The organism is Massilia frigida, from assembly GCF_011682175.1.
GTDB lineage: Bacteria > Pseudomonadota > Gammaproteobacteria > Burkholderiales > Burkholderiaceae_D > Telluria_A > Telluria_A frigida.
This window is the reverse complement of record NZ_WHJG01000015.1, coordinates 36,057-55,051: the sequence shown is the minus strand read 5'-3', so window position 1 is coordinate 55,051 and position 18,995 is coordinate 36,057. Positions and strand designations below refer to the sequence as shown.

Below are 18,995 nucleotides of genomic sequence, written 5' to 3'. Positions count from 1 at the left end.
ACAAATCCTTTCGATACTAATTAATGTTTGGCCGCATTCAATCTATCGATCTGTGCCTGTAGTTGATCGTGCAGGGCTCTCTCTCTTGCCATCATCTGAGCACGAAATTCCGGGGCAACTGGCGTTCCAGACTTGATGTGTTCACTCCATTCCGCGTAGGACTTTGCTCCCTTTGAAGCATTAGCAGACGGACTCAATCCATAAAAATTAGCCGGGTTATTTAAGACGCTGAGCTGTTCCTGTTTGCTCAACAAATCAAAACCATCCATCCGAGTAGTTTTCTCCATCGAAACAATATGATCCGCTTGAAGTCTCCCCCTAACCGTGAATCCTGGCAGCGCTTCATCGGGGTGCGGAAATCTCTTCCCTTCGTTTACCATATCGCGAATTTTTGGGGTAGGAGTCGCGTCTCGCAATTCGTCATATAACGCCTGAGAAATCTTTCGTTCACCAATCCGAGCACCACCTGCTACTTCACTACTTGTCCCACGCATACCCTGAACCGCATCAGGCTGCGCAGCGCCTTGCTTGCCAGAACCGTTCGGCGGGTCGCCGGCCCCCGTACCTTCAACCTTCTTATTGCAGTCGATATTATGGACCCAAACCCCTGCATCGCCCACATAGTAGGTGTGGAAGCCATCGACCTCGATATTAAACACCTGCGCCGTTGTGCCTGTGTCCTCGACCGCCGTGATGGTCGCGGAGCTACCGTCATGCAATTCGAGCACCTTGCCGGCCTTCAGGAATTCCGCACCGGTCCAGCCAAAATCGCGCACGAAGAATGGGTGGTTCGGCGTCGCCAGGATGGTCGAGGCAATGCCTGCTTCCGTCACCAACTGCACACTATATATAGTCTTGTCTTCATAGACAAAAATATTATTCACGCGGCGATAGGTGCGGGCGCCCGTGTCCTCGGGTTGCGATAGCACCAGCTGGCCAACCCGGATGGCATCGATCGCCACCAGGCCGTCCCTGGACCATACCTGGGTTCCGGCGACAAAACATCCATCCGGATCTTTCGGAAGATTCGGCTTGCCGGTCTTGTTGATATCGTCCAGCGGAGCCACGCCTGGCTTGGGGCCGACGCCGTCGGGCGCGCCCGCGCGCGGACCATTGCCGCCCTCGGGCACGCGGCCGCTCGGGTTGACCGGACCGTCGAGCGGCTTCGGACCAGGCGCCGTCGGCGCCTTGGCGGCAGTCGGACCCGGCACCGCCGGGGCAGCCGCGCTCGGCTTGGCCGGCACCGCCGGCGCATTCGCGCTCGGTTTGCCCGGCACCGGTGGCGTCGTCGGCGGCGTAGGTGGTTTCGGCGGTCCGGCGAGGCGATCGGCAGCTTTCGCCGCACCCGATTCAATCGGCGACACCCCGACCGGTTTCAGGATCTTGTTGTAGTTGTCCATCACCGCGTGATTGACCCCACCGGCGGCACGCTCGGACGGGAAACGAATCACGTTGTAGCCATCCGCCACCGCCTTCTCGCCGATGGCCTGGGTGGTCGAGGTGATCGGACCACGTACATATCCCGCCTCCGCCGCGATGGCCGGATTGGTCAGGTCGAGCACTTTCATCTCCTTGGCAACAATTTCGAAGCGGATGCCCGTGGTCGGGTTGATGTTATGGTGCGCCAGTTCACGCAGTGCCGTGCCAGGCTGCTCCGCGACATAGAATGCGCCCGCGCCGAAACGTCCGTTCGGGTTGATGTACTTCGGATCGATGCCGTTCATGACGCTCTGCGCCTTGCCCGGTGTGTCGGTTGCGTGGTAGACGTTCTTCACGCCTCCCGGCGCGGCGCCGCCAGCGGCCACGCGGTTCGCTTCTGCCGTGCGCGACGCCGCTAAGGCGCGGTCGGCCGCGGCCCGCAGATTGGTTTCCGGCAGGGCTGCCGAGAGCGGCGTGCCACGTGCATCAGCATATGCCGCTTGGGCGTAACCACTACCCTTGCCACCGGTCTGCGCATACGATCCCTGGGCCGCTGCGCTACCGCCCTGCTGGGCAAACTGCCCCTGCGCGCCGGCCCTGGTATTGGCAGCCAATTCCAGTTCGGTGCCGGCACCGATCGCCAGTTCGCTTGCAGTTACCGCCTCGGCGGCCGCGCCGCCGCCGCGCAGGCCGCGGTACGCCTTGCCGGCCAGCGACACGGCGCCCTTGGCCAAGCCGACCCCACCGAATGCCAGCGACGCGGCGGTCGTGGTCTTGTCTCCCGCCGCCACGCCCGCCAGCAGCGAGTCCGTTCCACTGTCGGACGTATACGCAACCTTGTAGTCATTGGCGACGCCACTGAGCCATCCTGCGGCTGCCGCATACGCCTTTCCGGAATTGTTGCTGATCGAATCGCTGGTGAGCGTGTTGAACGCCGTTTTGATGCCGGACGCAATACTGTCCTGCATTTTCACGGCGTCGTTATGCGCATCCTTAAGGAAGCCTACCTGATCGCCCAGGCCACCGCTGCCGCCCAGTCTCATGTAGATGTCGTCCAGGGCGACAGTCTTGGCGATCGAGCCCAGGCCGATCACCATGTCGCCCGCATTCTTCAGCACGCCAAGGCTGACGCCCGCAGTGCCGGTGATGCCGCGCTTGATGACCGACTTGCCTTCGGATTCGAGCTTTTCGGTCGCGTAGGCGTGCATCGCATCCTGTACCGCGTTTGAATCGACGTTGGTCAGGCCGGTGAAATTGACCGCGTCGACGGCGCCCTTCACTAGCGGCGCGGTCATGATCGCGCCCGCGCCAATGGCAACATCGCGCATGTCGGTCAGGGCGGCATTGGCATTGCGTACCGCGTCGAGCGGACGCGAGACGATCTGCAACGATACGCCCGTATAGGTCAGCACGCTGTCGACCTCGGCGCCGAGTACGCGATAGGCTGCGGCCGCGATGCCGTTCGAGGCCTTGGCCTCGCTGTCGGCAAAAAACGCTTTGGCTTTGCCCTGCAGGCGGATATTCGCGTCGACGCCCGTGCCGACGACGTCGGAAATGACTTCCTGCGCGCTTTCGGCCGCGCGGATCGGATCCGACGCCACCGTCAGGGCGGTGCCGCTGGCCGTCAAGGCAGCATCGATGCCCTTGCCCGCATAGGTATACAGCGCAGCGCCGAGCTTGCTGTCGGCATGGGCAGCACTGTCGGCGACGCGGCGTTTGAATTCCGCCTGGACGGAAATATTGGCGTCCAATGCCCTGTCGGCCAGCCTGCCGGCCGACTTGACAACCACGCCGGCGGTGTGACTGATGTCGTCGGCAAGCGCACTGGCCGTGCTGCTGACGTAGTTTCCTGCTTTGGATACATACTCCCCAGCACTGCTGACCAGCGAATTCCACTGGCCGCTCACCGAGTTATCTTGCACTTGCACGGTGCGCACCGGCACGGGCGCGGTGGCGGCGGAAGGCGCTGCAGCGGTCTTGGCACTGACTTCCACCGCTGCCGCCCTTTCCTCTGCAGCCTGGCGCGCGGCCGCATAAGCCTTGGCCTCGGCGGCAGCCTGCGCTTTGACTTCGCGCTGGTGTACATCGACTTTGTTACCGCGCTTCCATACCTGCTCGGCGACCGTGCTGCCCGTGTCGCCAGCAATGTAATCCGGAATGGTCAGCATCGTATTCGCCTTGACCTTGTGGGTGTCGACGATCTGGTTGGCGTTCAGGATCTGCAGGCTGTACTCGTGCACCTGCTCTTCGGTGGCGCCTTTCGGCAGGTTGGCGCGCGCGATGCGGTCGGTGGAACCACCGAAGTCGCTGGCCTTGACTTTTTTCGGCGCCGCCGGCGCCTGCTCTACGCTACCGTCGCCACCGAGCGCGAGCGGCTGTCCCTTGAAGCTGATGCCGCCGAGCATGTCGTAGCTGAAGTCGCTGCCCAAGGCCGCGTCGAGCAGATTGCGTGGCCGCGTGCCTGCCTGGGCACTGTTCGGATTCGGCTTGGCCGCTGCTGCGGCCAAGCTGGCTTCGGCTTCGGCCTTGGCATCGGCTTTGGCCTTGGCCTGCTGCAGATCGCTTTCGGCTTTCGCCTTGGCGGCATTGTCCGCCATCGTACGTTGCACAGCCGACACGCTGGCGTTGTACGAGGACGACGCGGCGCCATAGGCGGCCTGGGCGGCGACACCCTGATCACGGCCGGCCCACTGGGCGAAGGCCTTGCCAACGCTCGATCCCAGAATGCCGACCTGGGCACTGAGGACATCGGCGGTAAACAAGGTCTTGTCGCCACCGCGCTGGCCGTAGGGATCGTCACCCATCGCCACGAATGCCTTCGGCATCAACTGGCCCACGACGCTGCCAGCCACGCCCCCGATCGCGCCTGCCCACGCATCTTGCTTGTTCAGTTTTGCGGTCGCGGCGCCGACAACCCCTTGCGCCAGCGCGTCAGCCACGCCGGTGTATCCCTGCTTGGCCACCATATCGTTCACCGGCATCATCAAGGCGTTCACGCCCACCGAACGCCAATCGATCCTGCCGGTCGAGACCAGCTGGCTGGCGATGCTGGTGCTGGCACTGGTCAACTGGCGATACGCCATCTCGCCCGGCTTGGCCAGGCCGCTGTCCTTGAGCAGGCCGCCGACCGCGTCGCCCGCTGCCGCGCCGAGGCCGGCCGCAGCGACCGAGCGCCAGTTGAACGACTTTTGCTCGCCCATCATCATGCTCACGCCCTGCTGCGCCACGTTCGACAAGGCACCCTTGATGCCGGCGTTGACGATCGAGGAGCCGGTATTGATGCCGCCGCTCAGGTTGCCGACGCCGGCGGTCAGGGCCCCGCCCAGCGCCCCCATCGCCACCGCTTTCCAGCTGAAACTGTCCTGCAGGCCGACCGCCATGCTGGTCACCTGGGTGACCACGCTGACGGCGGCGCCCGTCAGGGCGCCGGCCACCACGGTGGCGGCCAGGCCGCCGGCAGCGAAGCCCATGCCCTGCGCCAGCAACATCATCTGCGGGCCCAGGAAGCACGAGGCGACCACCGCCACGATGATGACCAGCACCTGCAGGAAACCGCCGCAACCGCCCTTGCCTTTCGGCGGCGGCGATTTCAGGTTCGGCAGCTTGCTGCCGACAATATCGCTCTCGTTGTAGACCTTGTGCGCGCCCGCATCGATATTGCCCGGACCGTTGGCCGACGGCACGCGCAGCACCTGGCCAGCTTTCAGGGTGTCGTTGCCGGACAAACCGTTGGCGTCGGCAATCAGGTACCACAGGCTGGCATTGCCATACATCGCATCGGCAACGCTCTTCAACGATTCGCCCCCCTTGACGGTGTACGACTGCATGCCGCCGCCCGGGAAGTCCTTGCCGTAATTCTCGAATAGCGCATAGTTCTTGCTGTCGAGCACAGTGTAGGCGCCATTCTTGATGCTGGTGCCCGTTTCCGCCACCGGGTTGCCGGCCGCGTACAGGTAGTCGACCCGGTCGCGCGTGGCCGCCTTGCCGTCGTCATGCACCTTGCCGATGATATGGTCGGCATTATCGTAGACATAGGTCGAGATTTCGGCCCGGTCCTGGCCGTCGCCGCGGCCCTGGTTCATCATCACCAGCTTGTTGTTGCTGTTGTAGGCGAAGGTGGCGTTGCCGCTGGCGTCGCCGTAGGCGCGAATGCCCTTCTCGCGGCCATCGTTGTAGTAATCGTAAATGTAGTTATAGGTCTTGGTCGACTTGCCGAAGGTGCGCATGGTCGACTTGCTGATCTTGCCCGAACCATTGAACTGCTGGGTGATCTCCTGCCCTTCATTCTCGTGCTTGACGTACGGCGCCGTGTTGCCGCCCTTGCTGATGACCTCGACCAGCGTCATGGCACGCAGGCCATCGTTGAAAGTCAGCGGGGCGTAACTGCTGTCGAAGCTCATCTTCACGCGCGTATCGGTGCGGCTGGTGAGCATGTTCGAGGCATTGTCGTAGGTCTTCGCCACCTTGCTCCACTCGACCCCGTCCTTGACCTCGCGGTACACGGTGTTGTTGCCGACGATATCGTACTGCCACTCGATTTCCTCTTCGTGGGTCAGCACCAGGGTGCGGCCCAGCAAGGTGGCGTGGGCATCGGCGCTGAAGTTGCTCAGGCCATTGTCGGCGGCAATCTTGGTCCAGCGGTTCATGTCGGCGTACTTGCGCAGCGCGATCGCCTTGAGCGCGTCCTGCACCGTCGCGTTGGCATACGTCGGGCTGCCGTTGTTGTTGCCGCTGACGTAGCGCGTATCGCTGTCGGCGACGCCGTAGTTTTCGGACGGATTCTGGGTAAACGCCTTGACCGGGCGGTTGCGGGCGTCGTACAGATAGACCGTGGTGGCGCCGTTGGCGCTGCGGTAGCTGCTGCGGTTGCCCGCCGCGTCATAGGTGTATGTGCCCACGATGGCGCCGGCCGGGCCGCCCTCGCGCAGGTTGAGCACCCGTCCGGCGCCGTCGAAGTTGGTGCCATGGTCGACCGAGGTTCCGCCGCCACTGCCCTGTACCCGCACCTGGTTGCCCACCGCGTCGTACGTGACGGTTTCTTCGAGGCCGGTGACCGCGTCTTTCCAGTGCGTCATGCGGCCCAGCGCATCGAAGGAGTAGTCGATCATGCGGTTGTGGCTGCGCCCTTCCGTGTCCACCGCGCCGCTGGTGGTTTCGCCCACGCGACGGCCCAGCAGGTCGTAGGAATAGCGGGTCGATACGCCGGTGCCGAGGTCGTTGATCTCGACCAGGCGTCCGGCGTCGTCGTAGCTGCGGCGGATATTGCGCGCGCCGGCGAGCAGTTCGCTGGCCGTGGCGCCGGCCAGGCCGCCCTGCTGCTGGTTGGCGCCGCCGCCGAACTGGGGCCAGGTATTGCGCGGCGCCGCGTTCAGGCTTGTTTCGCCGGTCTGGCGGCCGAATTCATCGTAGCTGAAGACGACCGCGTTGCCGTCGGCGTCGACCGAACGCAGCAGGCGCCCAAAGCCGCCGTACACGCTTTGCGTGGTTTTCCCGCCACCATCGGTGGTGGCGATCAGGTTGCCGAACACATCATAGCGGCGGTAGCTGGTCGACGTGCTCGAGCTGCCGTTGACGGTCGGGTTGGTGGTCACGCTGACCACCCTGCCCAGACTGTCGTAGCTCATGCTGCGCCGGTGACCCCAGTAATTGCCGGTATCGTGTTCGGCGGTGCGGTTGCCGCGCGTGTCGTATTCGAATTCGACATCGCCCTGCTGCAGCACATGCCCCTGGACATCGTAGCGCAGGACGGTCACACCGCCATTGCCGTCGATGACCGCGGTGATGCGGCCGAAGCCGTCGCGGGTATAGGAGGTGCTGCGGCCGGTGGCGTCGATCTCCTCGATCATATTGCCGGCCTGGTCGAAGCGCGTGTATCTGGTATAGCCAGCCTCATCGGTAACCTGCACCGTATGGCCGAGCGCATCGTAGCCGAATGTCTTGACCTGGTTGAGGGCGTCGGTCTGGCTGATCTTCTGGCCCGCCGCGTTGTAGCTGTAGTAGGTCGTATTGCCCGCCGCATCGGTCTGGGCCAGCATATGACCGAGGTAATCGTAGGCGTAGCGCGTCACGGGACGGCGCAGTTCGGTGCCGCCGGCCGCGACGAAGGCCGTGTCGTACTGGGCCAGCTTGTTGCCGTTCAAATCGTACTGGGCGAACGTGCTGGTGCGGTTGGCCCCGCCCTTCACGCCCAGGGTCACCGTCTCGAGCGCGCGGCCGTTGGCGTCGACCCGGTACTCGCGCCAGACGCCGTCGGTCTCGGTGCTGCCGATCTTGGCGTTGAGCGCGTTGTAGGTCGACTCGATCGAGTAGCCGGCGCCGCTCGCGCTGGCGTTGAGGACGTTGCCGGCCAGGCCGGTATCGAGCGACTGCAGCAGCATGCCGTTCATGAAATCGGCGGCCGTCATGCGACCCAGGTAGGTACCGGCGCTGACCGACGGCCCGCTCATGCGCGCACCCTGCTCGCGCGCCTGGACGACGTCGGAATAGCCGCCCCGGTTGCTGTTGACGTCGCTGCGCGCCTGGCTCCACTGGACGATCACTTCACGGCCCTGCGCATCCGTGTACCACATCTTGTAATCGAAGCTGGACGCCGGCAGCGGCACATGGTCCATATTGTAGCGGTAGTTGCCGCCGCCCAGACTGCTCATCAGCACATCGTTGCCGAAGGTGGTGCCGTCGCCGCTGCCCGTGGCGCGCCACGAGAAATGCAGGCCGGAGGCGGCGCGCGCCGCTTCGGCCGCCGACAAGCTGGCGTTGAAGGCGACATCGTGGCCCTTCTGCACCCACTTGCCTTCGTCGACATAGTGGCCGCTGCTGCCGAACAGGCCGCTGTGCCAGACCAGCTTGGGTTCCCATTCCTGCCACACGCTCGAGGTGCTCGAGACGCTATGCGGCTCGGCCACCTTGTCGGTGTAGTACAGGCCCAGCGCGCTCGAAGCGTAATAGCCGGTGCGTACCAGCAGGCGCCCGTCGTAGCGCTCGGTCTGGGCCAGCTGGCCGCCGACGATCACGGCCTGGGTGCTGCCGCTCGCCGGCGGCGTCCAGCTCAGGGCGCCGAACGACGCCGCCTTGCCATCGGTACCGGTGGGGGCGAACATCACGTGATCGATCAGGGTTTCCACGCCGTCGGCGGTGACGCCGCTGATGACGATCTCGTAGGTGGTGCCGGCCCTCAACGGCTGCTCGGCGCCCAGGGTCAGCTGGCCGTTGGGCGAACCGGTGGCCGCGAACGGCAGGCCGCTGCCGGCCACGCGCCACTGCGCGGTGATCAGCGAAAACGCGGTGCCCGGATTCGATACCGAGACATTGTAGGCCAGCTCGATGCCGCCCGCAACCACCTTCTCGGTGGTACTGGTGGCCGAACCGACCCGGTCGGTCGGCGCCTGGAAAGATTTCTCGCCGGTGGCGAACGCCACCCCGTCGGTGCCCTGCCACTGCAGCTTGAAGCCGAAGCTGTTCGGGTCGCCGTTGATCGGCAGGATCGCTTCATAGTAGCCATCCTGCGCCAGGGTCATGTGCATGACGCCGTTGGCGTAGCCGCGCGGACCGTACAGCAGGTCGGGCGCTACCACGTTGCTGCCGAACTTGACGCGCACCGACATCGTCGCCGCGTCCGGACGATTGACCTGCACGTCCTCGACTTGCTGCGGCATCACTACTTTCTGCTCGCTCGAGTAGACGCGGTTACCGGCATTGTCCTGGGTGATGACGCGGTAGTAGAGCGTGCTGCCGTAGGCCGGGCGCGGCAAGGTCGTCGCCGCCGCGCTCGAGGCCAGGTTGGCGCTCGACTCGGACTGGTTGGCGTAGCTGGCCAGGTCGGCATGCGAGGAGGTGTCCCACAAAATGTAGGACGACATCCCGGCCGTGCCGACGTTGTAGTTCAGGGTCAGCACATCGGTGACGGTCGCCTTCATGCCGGTGGCGGCAACGGCCTGGTTGCTCATTTCACCGGTATAGGTCGACACCGTGTTGCCGGCCGCATCGAAGAACTGGCGTGTGCCGCTGTTGTCGGGCTGGATTACCTGGACCGTGCGGCCCATGCCGTCGTAAGCGCTGCGAATGGTCGCGCCGGACTCGTCCTGGGTCCAGCTGCGGTTGCCCACGGCGTCGTAGGCATAGCTCTTCGAGCTCACCCCGGCGCTGATGTTGAAGTCGAGCGCCGTGCTGCCGCTGGTGCTGAAGGCCGAGGTGCCGGTCGATTCGGTGACCAGCTGGCCACGCGCGTTGTAGGCATAGGTCTTCGACTCGTCGCCCGCGCTCGGGGTGGCCAGTGCGCGCAAGGAGGCGTAGTCGCTGGCCACCGTGGCCAGGTCGACCGCGGCGCCGAGCGGCGTGAGGAAGTGGCCGACCCGGGTCAGGCGTGCCTGGTCATCGTACTGGTACAGGGTCAGGGTGCGGCTGGCGTCAACCGAGCCGATGCGGCGGTTGCGGCTGTCGTAATAGGAATACTCGGTCTGCTGCGCGCCGCTGCCGGCGCCGACGATATGTTCAATGAGATTGCCGGCCTTGTCGTAGACGCGGCGCGTGACGAGCACCTGTTCGGTCTGGACGTGGGTGTTCTGGTCGGTCACCATGACCGCCGGCGCGCGCTGTTCGATCATGCGGTTGGCGCGATCGTAGACGAAGGTGGTGGTGGCCACGCTGCCACCCGGCGCGGCCGGAATGGTGGCGCGGTTCAGGGTGGCGGTATCGAGTGCGGTGGCATACGCGCGTTTCTTGACGACGTTGCCGCTGTTATCGAAGTCGTAGCGGGTCAGGTAACCCATGGCGTCGACCTGGGCCACCAGGCGGTTCAGGCTATCGTAGTAACCTAGGCTGCGGCCACCGTCAAGCGCGACCGATTCGACGATATTGCCGAAGGCATCGTACACGGAACGCTCTTCGGGTGTGCTCAGCGCCAGCGACGTCGCCGGGCTGGCGCCGCTGGTGGCCAGGCTGGCCAGTTGCACCTGGGGATAGACCTTGCGCGTCAGCCGTCCCATCACATCGTATTCGAAGCGGTAGGCGCGCAGCTCGCCCACGGGCGCGCCCGGACGCACGCCCGGATCGCGTGCGCCACTGAGGCGCGTCATGTACAGGCGCTCGGCGCTGCGTTCGCCGAAGGCGTTGAAATCGTACTCGTGCAGCACATTGTCGGCATCGAGCTGGGCCACCATGCGCTGGCCGGCATCGTAATAATTGGTGGTCAGGAAGCCGCTGGCGTCGGCCGTCTGCACCACGTTGCCGAGCCCGTCGTAGCGGTAGGTCACCGTGCTGGTCCGGTACTCGCTGGCGTTGGCGCCGACCGTGTACACATAGGTAGCGGCGAACGACATGCTGATCTTGCGGTTGTTGGCGTCGTAGATGTACTGCTTGCTGCCATCCTTGCCGTATTCGGTGACCACGTTGCCGTGGTTGTCGTAGGTGAACGACTGCACCGTCTGGCCGACGCCATTCTGTACCAGCGCCAGGCGACCGGCCGCGTTATAGGTGTTGCGCATGATCCGGCCTTCGCCATCCATGCTGACGATAACGTTGCCGTGGTCGTCGTACTGGACGCTCTGGGTGATGTTCAGGCCGCCCGGGTCCTGGGTCGAGGCCAGGCGCCGGTTGTCCAGGTCGACCGTGTACGTGGTCAGGCGCGCCGCTTCTCCGGCCGCGCTGACCAGGCTCGAGACCAGGTTGCCGGCGCGGTCGTATTGCGAGGTCGTGACGGCGCCGTCGGCCGCCGTCTGGCGGGTGGCGCGGTTGGCCGCGTCGTACTCGGTCTTGACCGTGCGCGCAATGCCCAGGCCCGCGGCCTGGGTCACGCCGACCCGGTTGCCGGCCGCGTCCAGGGTGTAGACGGTGCGGTAGCCATCGGCGCCGATGGCGGCGCTGTGGCGCCCGCCCTTGTCGAATTCGGCGCGCACGATGCGGTCGTTCGGACCGGCGGCGAGCACCGGCACGCTGGCCAGGTCCACGCTGCCACCATACAGCGCCGCGTACTGGTGCGCTTCGATCTGCTTGCCCGCCACGTCGTAGCGGTAGCTGGTCAGGTAGCCGAGCGGATCGAGGGTGGCGCTGATGCGGTTGGCGCTATCGTACCAATGGGTCGTCAGGTTGCCGTTGGCATCCTTGACGGTGCGCCGGTTGCCTACTTTGTCATAGGTGTACTCGGTGCGCGCGCCCAGGGCGTCGATCTCGGCCGTCTGGCGGCCGTTGCCGTCGAATTCGCGCAGCACGCCGTGCGGCGCGTTCGACGCGCCGGTGAAGGTCGCGCTGGCGTTGCCGTCGACGTCATAGACATGGCTGACGGTCTCGCCGCCGGTGGTGGCGCTGAGCACGCGGCCGTTGCGGTCGTAGGTGTAGGTAGTCACCAGCGCCAGGCCGAAGCGGTTGTGATGGGTTTCGGCGGTCGGCTTGGTCAGGTGCGCCGAGGCGTACTGGTAGGTCACCACCGCGCCGGCCGGCGTGGTTTGGGTGACCAGGCGGTCGGCCAGGTCGTAGGCGTAGGTGGTGGCGCGCGCGTCGGGGCTGTTGGCCGCCACCGTCAGGCTGGTACGGTTGCCGCGCGCGTCGTAGGTCGAGGTGCTCAGCATGCCCAGGCCATCGGTGGTGCTGGCGACATGGTTCAGTTTATCGTAGCTGGCCGAGCTCGTGACCGGCTTGGCCAGTGCGGCCGCGGCGGCGCTGTAGCGCGCATCGCCCGGAGCGATCAGGTAGGCACCGTTGACAGTGCGGATGCGGTTGCCGAACTGGTCGTAGGTGACGCTGCTGGTGTAGCCGAGCGCATCGGTGGTGCTGGTCAGGCGGTCCAGCAGATCGTAGGTATTGCTGGTCGTGCGCGCATCGCTGCCATCGGCCTTGGACAAGGTGCTCGACACCAGCGTGCCGGCCAGGCTGTAGACGCTGGTATTGAGGGCGCCGTCCGCGCCCAGGCTGGTCAGGAGGCGGCCGGACGCGTCGAAGCTTTGCTGCGTCACCCGTCCTTCGGCGTCGCTGACCTTGACCCGGTTGCCCTGGTAGTCGAGTTCGAAGGTGGTGCTACCGTTCATGGGATCGGTGACACCGACCAGGCGATTGTCCAGGTCGAAGCGGTAGCGGGTATGGTTGCCGGCGCGCGGCGTGCCGTTGACGCTCTCGCCCGCGATGGTGGCGGTCAGGTTGCCCGCGCCATCGTAGAGATTGCGCGTGGTGACGCCCTTGGCGTCCGTGATCAGGTCGACGTTGCCGTTCGCATCGAAATGGAATTTTTGCTCGGTCTGGTCGGCATTCGAGCTCAGGACGCTGGTGCGGTTGCCCCTGGCGTCGTATGCGAAGGTGGTGTACTGGCTTGGGAAAGCGGCGTTCACCAGGCGGGTGAGCTGGTTGGCGCTGTCGTAGGTGTACTGCATGGTGCGCTCTTGCGCGGCCAGGCCGGCGCCCGTCGTTTCGCTCGTCAGGTTGCCGTTGGCGTCGTAGGTGCGCGCGCTTACATAGCCGAGCGCGTCGGTCATTTGGATGACGCGGCGGTTGGCATCGTAGACGTAGGCGGTGATGCGCGCCTCCGCAGTGCCGGCGCCATCGGTCGTGCTCAGCAGATTGCCGACTGCATCGTAGTGATGACTGGTGACCTTGCCCAGGGCATCGGTTTCCGACGTCTTGCGCCCCAGCAAATCATAGCTGGCCACACTGGTGCGCTCCAGGGCCGTGCCCTGGTACAGCGTGGTGGCGCTGCGGTTGCCCAGCACATCGTAGGTATAGGCACTGACGGCGCCGTTGCTGTCCGTCATGGCGGTCTGGCGATGCATGCTATCGTAGGCGAATTGCTTGACCGACTTCAGGTCGCCCGGCAGCGCCTGCGGCTGGCCGCCGGCCGGCAGCGCCACCCGTGTGGCGTAGGCGGTCGTGGTCTTGACGTTGCCGGCGGCATCGTAGTCCACCGTGCTCAGGTAACCTTCGGCGCTGCGCTGCGCCACGTTGCGGTTGAGCGCGTCGTAGTACAGGCGCGTGACTTGTTCGCTGGTGTTTTGCAGGTCCAGCTGGCGCCGCTTCTCGATGAGATTGCCGGCCGCATCGTAGGCATAGTCGGTGCGGAAACCATTCCCGTCGATCACCGCCACGGCCTGGTTGGCCGCGTCGTAGATGGTGGTCGTGGTGAAACCGCCGCGCAATTCGGACTGGCGGTTGCCCACGGCGTCGTAAGTGTAGGTGGTGGTCACGCCGAGCCGGTCGGTGTGGGTCAGCAGGCGGTTGTCGGCATCGTAGCTGAAGCGTTCCTGCTTGATGCGCGCATCGGTCTTGGTCAGCAGATTGCCCACATTGTCGTAACCATACTTGGTGACATTGCCCAGCGGATCGGTTTGTTCGGTCAGGCGGTTGTTGGCGTCATAGCCGAAGCGCGTCTCGAAGCCGAGCGCATCGGCGCTGCTGGCAATATTATGGTTGGCGTCGTATTGATAGCTCGAAACGCCGCCCAGCGCATCCGTTTCTGTCAGGACATAGTTGCTGGCGTCATAGGTCCAGCGCGTGGTGGCCGCGCGGGCCGTTCCGGCGCCCGCCGTGCGGCTCATCAGATTGCCGACCTTGTCGTAGGCCGAGACCGTGACAGCGCCATCCGGGTCGACCCGGGAAACCAGGCGCCGCATGCCATCGTAGCCGTAGGTGGTGACGGCGCCGCCGGTGTCGCTGCTGCGCACCATGCTGCCGACCTTGTCGTATGCGTAAGACGTGACTTGGCCCAGGGCGTCGGTCTGGCTCAGCAGATGACCGGCGCCGTCATAGGCGAAGCGGGTCACGTTGCCGTTGCCGTCGGTGCTGGCGATGCGCTGCCCGAGCGCATCGTAGGCGTGGCGCGTGGTGCGGCCGAGCGCGTCGGTGGCGGCAAGCAGCCGGTTCAGCGCATCGAACTGATAGCTGCTGGCATTGCCGTTGGCGTCAGTGAGCAAGGTGCGGTTGCCCACGGCATCGTAGGCGAACTGCGTTTCATTGCCGAGCGGATCTTTTTGCGTCACTACCCGGTTCAGCGCGTCGTAGGTGTAGGCGGTGGTGTGGCCGTTGCCATCGGTCGACGCGACCAGGTTGCCGACCGCGTCGTACCGGCGCGTGAAGTTGACCGGCCCGCCGCGCTCGGTGACCAGGCGGTTCATCGCATCGTAGCCGTAGCTCACGACGTGCGCGCGCGGATCGGTCGTGCTCACCCGGTTACCCAGCTTGTCGTAGGTGTAGCTGGTGGTATTGCCGACGGCGTCGGTCTGGCTGACCAGCCGCTTCAGGCTATCGTAGACAAAAGCGGTGCTATGCCCGTTGGCGTCGGTGCTGGCGATGACGTTGCCGACCAGGTCGTAGGCGTAGGTGGTGGTATTGCCCAGCGCATCGGTCTGGCTGACCATCTGGTTGGCGGCGTCGAAAGCGTAGCGCGTGACGAAGCCGGCCGCGTCGGTGCTGGAAACGCGGTTGCCGACCTTGTCGTAGCTGGCGCTGTCGACATGGCCCAGGGCATCGGTCTGGCTGAGCTGGCGGTTGTTGGCGTCGAAGCTGAAGCTGCTGGCGTTGCCATTGGCGTCGACCAGGCCGCTGCGGTTGCCCACCGCATCGTAGCTGTAGCGTGTCATGCCGCCGAGCGCATCGTCGGTGCGCACCAGGCGGTCGTCGGCATCGTAGACATACGCCGTCTTGCGGCCGAGCGCGTCGGTCTTGCCGATCAGGTTGCCGGCGCCATCGTAAGCGAACTCGGTGACGTTGCCGGCGGCATCCTTTTGGGTCACCAGGCGATTCAAGGCGTCGTAGCCATTGGTGGTGACGTTGCCGCGCGCATCGGTGGCCGTGACCCGGTTGCCATTCTTGTCATAGGTATAGCTCGTGACGCTGCCGCTGCGGTCTCTCTGCTGGACCAGGTTGCCGCCCGCATCGTAGGTCTTGCCCTCGCTGCGGCCATCAACATCGGTGCGATTGATGAGCACACCCAAGTGGTCGTAGACGAACCCGGTGGCGACACCCTGGGCATCGATCTGCTTGACCATCTGGTGCGCCAGATTGTATTCATAGCTGGTGATATTGCCCAGCGCATCGGTCAGGCTGGTGCGGTTGCCGACACTGTCGTAGCCGTAGGCGGTGACGCGGCCGAGCGGATCGGTTTGCGCTACCAGCTGGTTCACGACGTCGTAGGCGAAGCTGGTCGTATGCCCGTTGGCGTCGGTCACGCCGGTGCGGTTATCGACCGCATCGTAAGTGAAGGTGCTCGCATTTCCCAAAGCATCGATCTGCTTGACCACGCGGCGGTCGGCATCGTACTCCATGCGCGTCACGCCGCCGTTGGCATCGGTGCGGGTGATCACATTGCCGACGCTGTCGTACACACTCGAGGTGGTGTGGCCGAGGGCGCTGCTGTGGCTGAGCGCGCGCCCATTGGCGTCGTAAGTATAGCTCGTCAGGTGGCCGTTGGCGTCGGTGCTGCCGAGACGGTTACCGACGGCATCGTAGGTATTGAGCAAGATATTGCCCAGCGCGTCAGTGGTCTTGACCAGGCGGTTGAGCTTATCGTAGGCGTAGCGGCTGACGTTGCCGTTGGGGTCGGTCATCGTGGTACGGTTGCCGGCGGCATCGTAGGCATACGCGGTCACATTGCCCAGCGCATCGGTCGAGCTGATCAGGCGGTTAGCCTGATCGTAGGCATTCGTCACCAGCGGCGTGGAGTGATAGTTCACCACGGTCGTGAGGTTGCCGGCAGCATCGTAATTATGCTGGCTGCGCACGCCATTCGCCGCTTCCGTGAGGCGCAGGCGGTTCAGCACATCGTAGCTGTAGCTGGTGCGCGCGCCGTTCGCTTCGGTACGCAATACCAGATTGCCCGCGCCATCGTAAGCGAAGCGCGTGGTGTGGCCCAGCGCATCGGTTTCGGCAATGCGGCGGTTGCCCTTGTCGTAGACGTAGGTCGTGGTATGCGCATTGGCGTCGGTCACGCTGGTCTGGTTGCCCACGGCATCGTAGCCGTAGCCGGTAACGTGGCCGAGCGCATCCTTGCTGCTGACTAAACGGTTGAGCGCATCGTAGCTACTGCGGATGAGCGCGCCAGCGGCATCGGTTTGCGCGATCTGCAGGCCCACCGCATCGTAGGCGAAGCTGCTGACATTGCCCAGCGCATCGGTCTGGCTCAACAGGCGTCCATTGGCATCGTAGCTGAAGCTGGTCTTGTTGCCGTTCGCGTCCGTCGAGCTGAGCAGATTGCCGAGCAGGTCATAGCTGTAGGCGCTGGTGCCGCCGGCGGCGTCGACCTGCTTGACCAGCTTGTTCTCGGCATCGTAGGTGTAGGAAGTCGTGTTGCCGTTCGGATCGGTCTGGCTGATGCGGTTGCCGGCCGCATCGTAGGCGAAACTGCTCACCTGGCCCAGGGCGTCGGTCTGGCTGGTCAGGCGGTTGGCGGCATCGTAGGCGAAGGTCGTGACGTTGCCGTTGCCGTCGGTGCTGCTGATGCGATTGCCGGCCTGGTCGTATCCGAGCGTCGAGACGGTTTGATCGTTCCACGAGTTGTAATTGCGCGCTTCGGTCTTGACGAGGCGGCTGAGCACATCGAAGGTCGAATGCACCCTGCCACGGTGGTGCTGGTTGAACTTGTCCTGGTACAGCAGATTACCCTTGTTGTCATAACCGTAGGCGATGTAGTTGCCGGCCTCGTCGACCTGGCTCTGCACATCGCGCGCGCTGTCGTAGACGAACACCACCGCATTGCCGTTGGCGTCCGTGGTCTTGATGCGGTTGCCCACGACGTCGTAGGCATGGGTGGTCACGCCACCGAGCGCGTCCGTCACCGTCGCCAGCTGGTTGACCGCGTCGTAGGCGTAGGCGGTGGTGTGGCCGTTGGCGTCCCTGGTGCTGAGGAGATTGCCGACCAGGTCGTAGGTATGTGCGGTCGCATTACCAAGCGAATCGGTCTGGCTGCTCAGGCGTCCGTTGGCGTCGTACGAAGAGTGCGAGACATTCCCGGCGGCGTCGGTGACGGCGCTGACATTGCCTGCCTTGTCGTAGGCATACGCGGTCTTGCCGCCCAGGGCGCCGGTGCGGCTGAGCATCCGGTGCAGCGCATCGTAGGCGTACGTGCTGGTGTGCCCGTTCGCGTCGGTGCTGGCGATGCGGTTGCCCACCACGTCGTAGGCATAGGTGGTCGTGTTGCCGAGTGCATCGGTGACGCTGGTCTGGCGGTTCAGGCTATCGTAGCCGTAGGTGACGGCATGTCCGTTCGGATCGGTCGCCACCGTCCGCTGCCCTGCCCGGTCGTAGGCATAGTGGGTCACGTTGCCCAGCGCATCGGTATGGCTGACCACGCGGTCGCTGGCGTCGTAGGTGTAGCTGTCGAGTCCCGCTGCCGAGGCGAAGCCCGATTCACTGGTCTTGAGTATATTGCCGACCTTGTCGTAGAAATAATACAAGGTGACGCCGCGCCGCACGATACCGTTCTCTATGGTCATGAAGCGCGATTGCGACAACAGGCGGTTCAGGCTATCGTAGATGGACTCGGCGTACACGCCACGGGCATCCGTGACGCGCGAGCGATTGCCGTTCTTGTCGTAGGTGTAGCTGGTGGTGTTGCCCAGGGCATCGGTTTGGCTGCTGAGCTGGTTGGCCGCGTTATAGGCGAACTTGGTGACATGGCCATTCGCGTCGGTGCTGGCGACGCGGTTGCCGACCGCATCGTACGTGCTGGCGGTCACGCCGCCGAGCGGATCGGTCTGGCTGATCAAACGGTTCAGCTTATCGTAGGCGAAGGTCGTGACAAAGCCGCTGACATCGGTCAGCGCGGTGCGGTTGCCGACCGCGTCGTAGCTGACATGGGCAACGTCGCCCAGGGCATTGGTCTCGCTCACGATCCGGTTGAGCGCATCGTAGGCGGTGCTGCTGACCTTGCCTGCCGCATCGGTCACGCTCAGGCGGTTGCCCACTTCATCGTAGCTGAACGCCGTCACGCCGCCCAGCGCATCGGTCTGGCTGAGGACGCGCCCATTGGCATCATAGGCGAACCGGGTCGGGTGGCCGTTGCCGTCGATGACGCCGATGCGGTTGCCGACCGCATCGTATTCGATGGCAGTGACGTTGCCCAGCGGATCAGTGGTCGCCGCCAGGCGGTTCAGTGCGTCGTAGGTATAGGTGGTGACGTGGCCATTCTTGTCGGTATGGCTGGTGCGGTTGCCGACCGCGTCGACGGTATACTTGTCGCCATTGTAGAGCGGATCGCGGTTGCCGATCAGGGCGCCGTTTTCGTCGTAATAGAACCAGCTGGCATGGCCCCGTGCGTCTTGCATATACTCCAGTTGGCCGAAGTCATCGTACTGGTAACGGGTACTGTTGCCCAAGGCATCGGTGCGGGTCTCGACCTGGTTGTCGTAGGCATAGGTGAAGGTGGTGGCATGGCCGTTGGCGTCGAGCACCTTGGTGCGGTTGCCGACCTTGTCGTAACTGAAGGTGGTCACGCCGCCGAGCGCATCGGTCACCGTGGCGAGGCGGTTGACTTTGTCGTAGGCATTGAGCGTGATGCGGCCCAGCGCATCCTGTTCGCTGATGCGGTTGCCCACGGCATCGTAAGCGAATTTGCTGACATGGCCAAGTGGATCGGTCTGGCTGACCAGGCGGTGATCGGCATCGTA

At 64.5% G+C, this 18,995-nt stretch carries 1 protein-coding gene (only partly in view); it reads right to left on the bottom strand.

The genetic code is table 11. The features are described 5' to 3' along the window. Positions 1-20: 20 nt before the first annotated feature. Positions 21-18,995, bottom strand: partial view of a polymorphic toxin-type HINT domain-containing protein gene (locus tag F2P44_RS34900; RefSeq protein ID WP_187363338.1) — the 3' portion only. Its footprint extends 13,875 nt past the window's final position; only the last 18,975 of its 32,850 coding nucleotides appear in the window; its start codon lies beyond the right edge, outside the window; it ends in the stop codon at positions 21-23.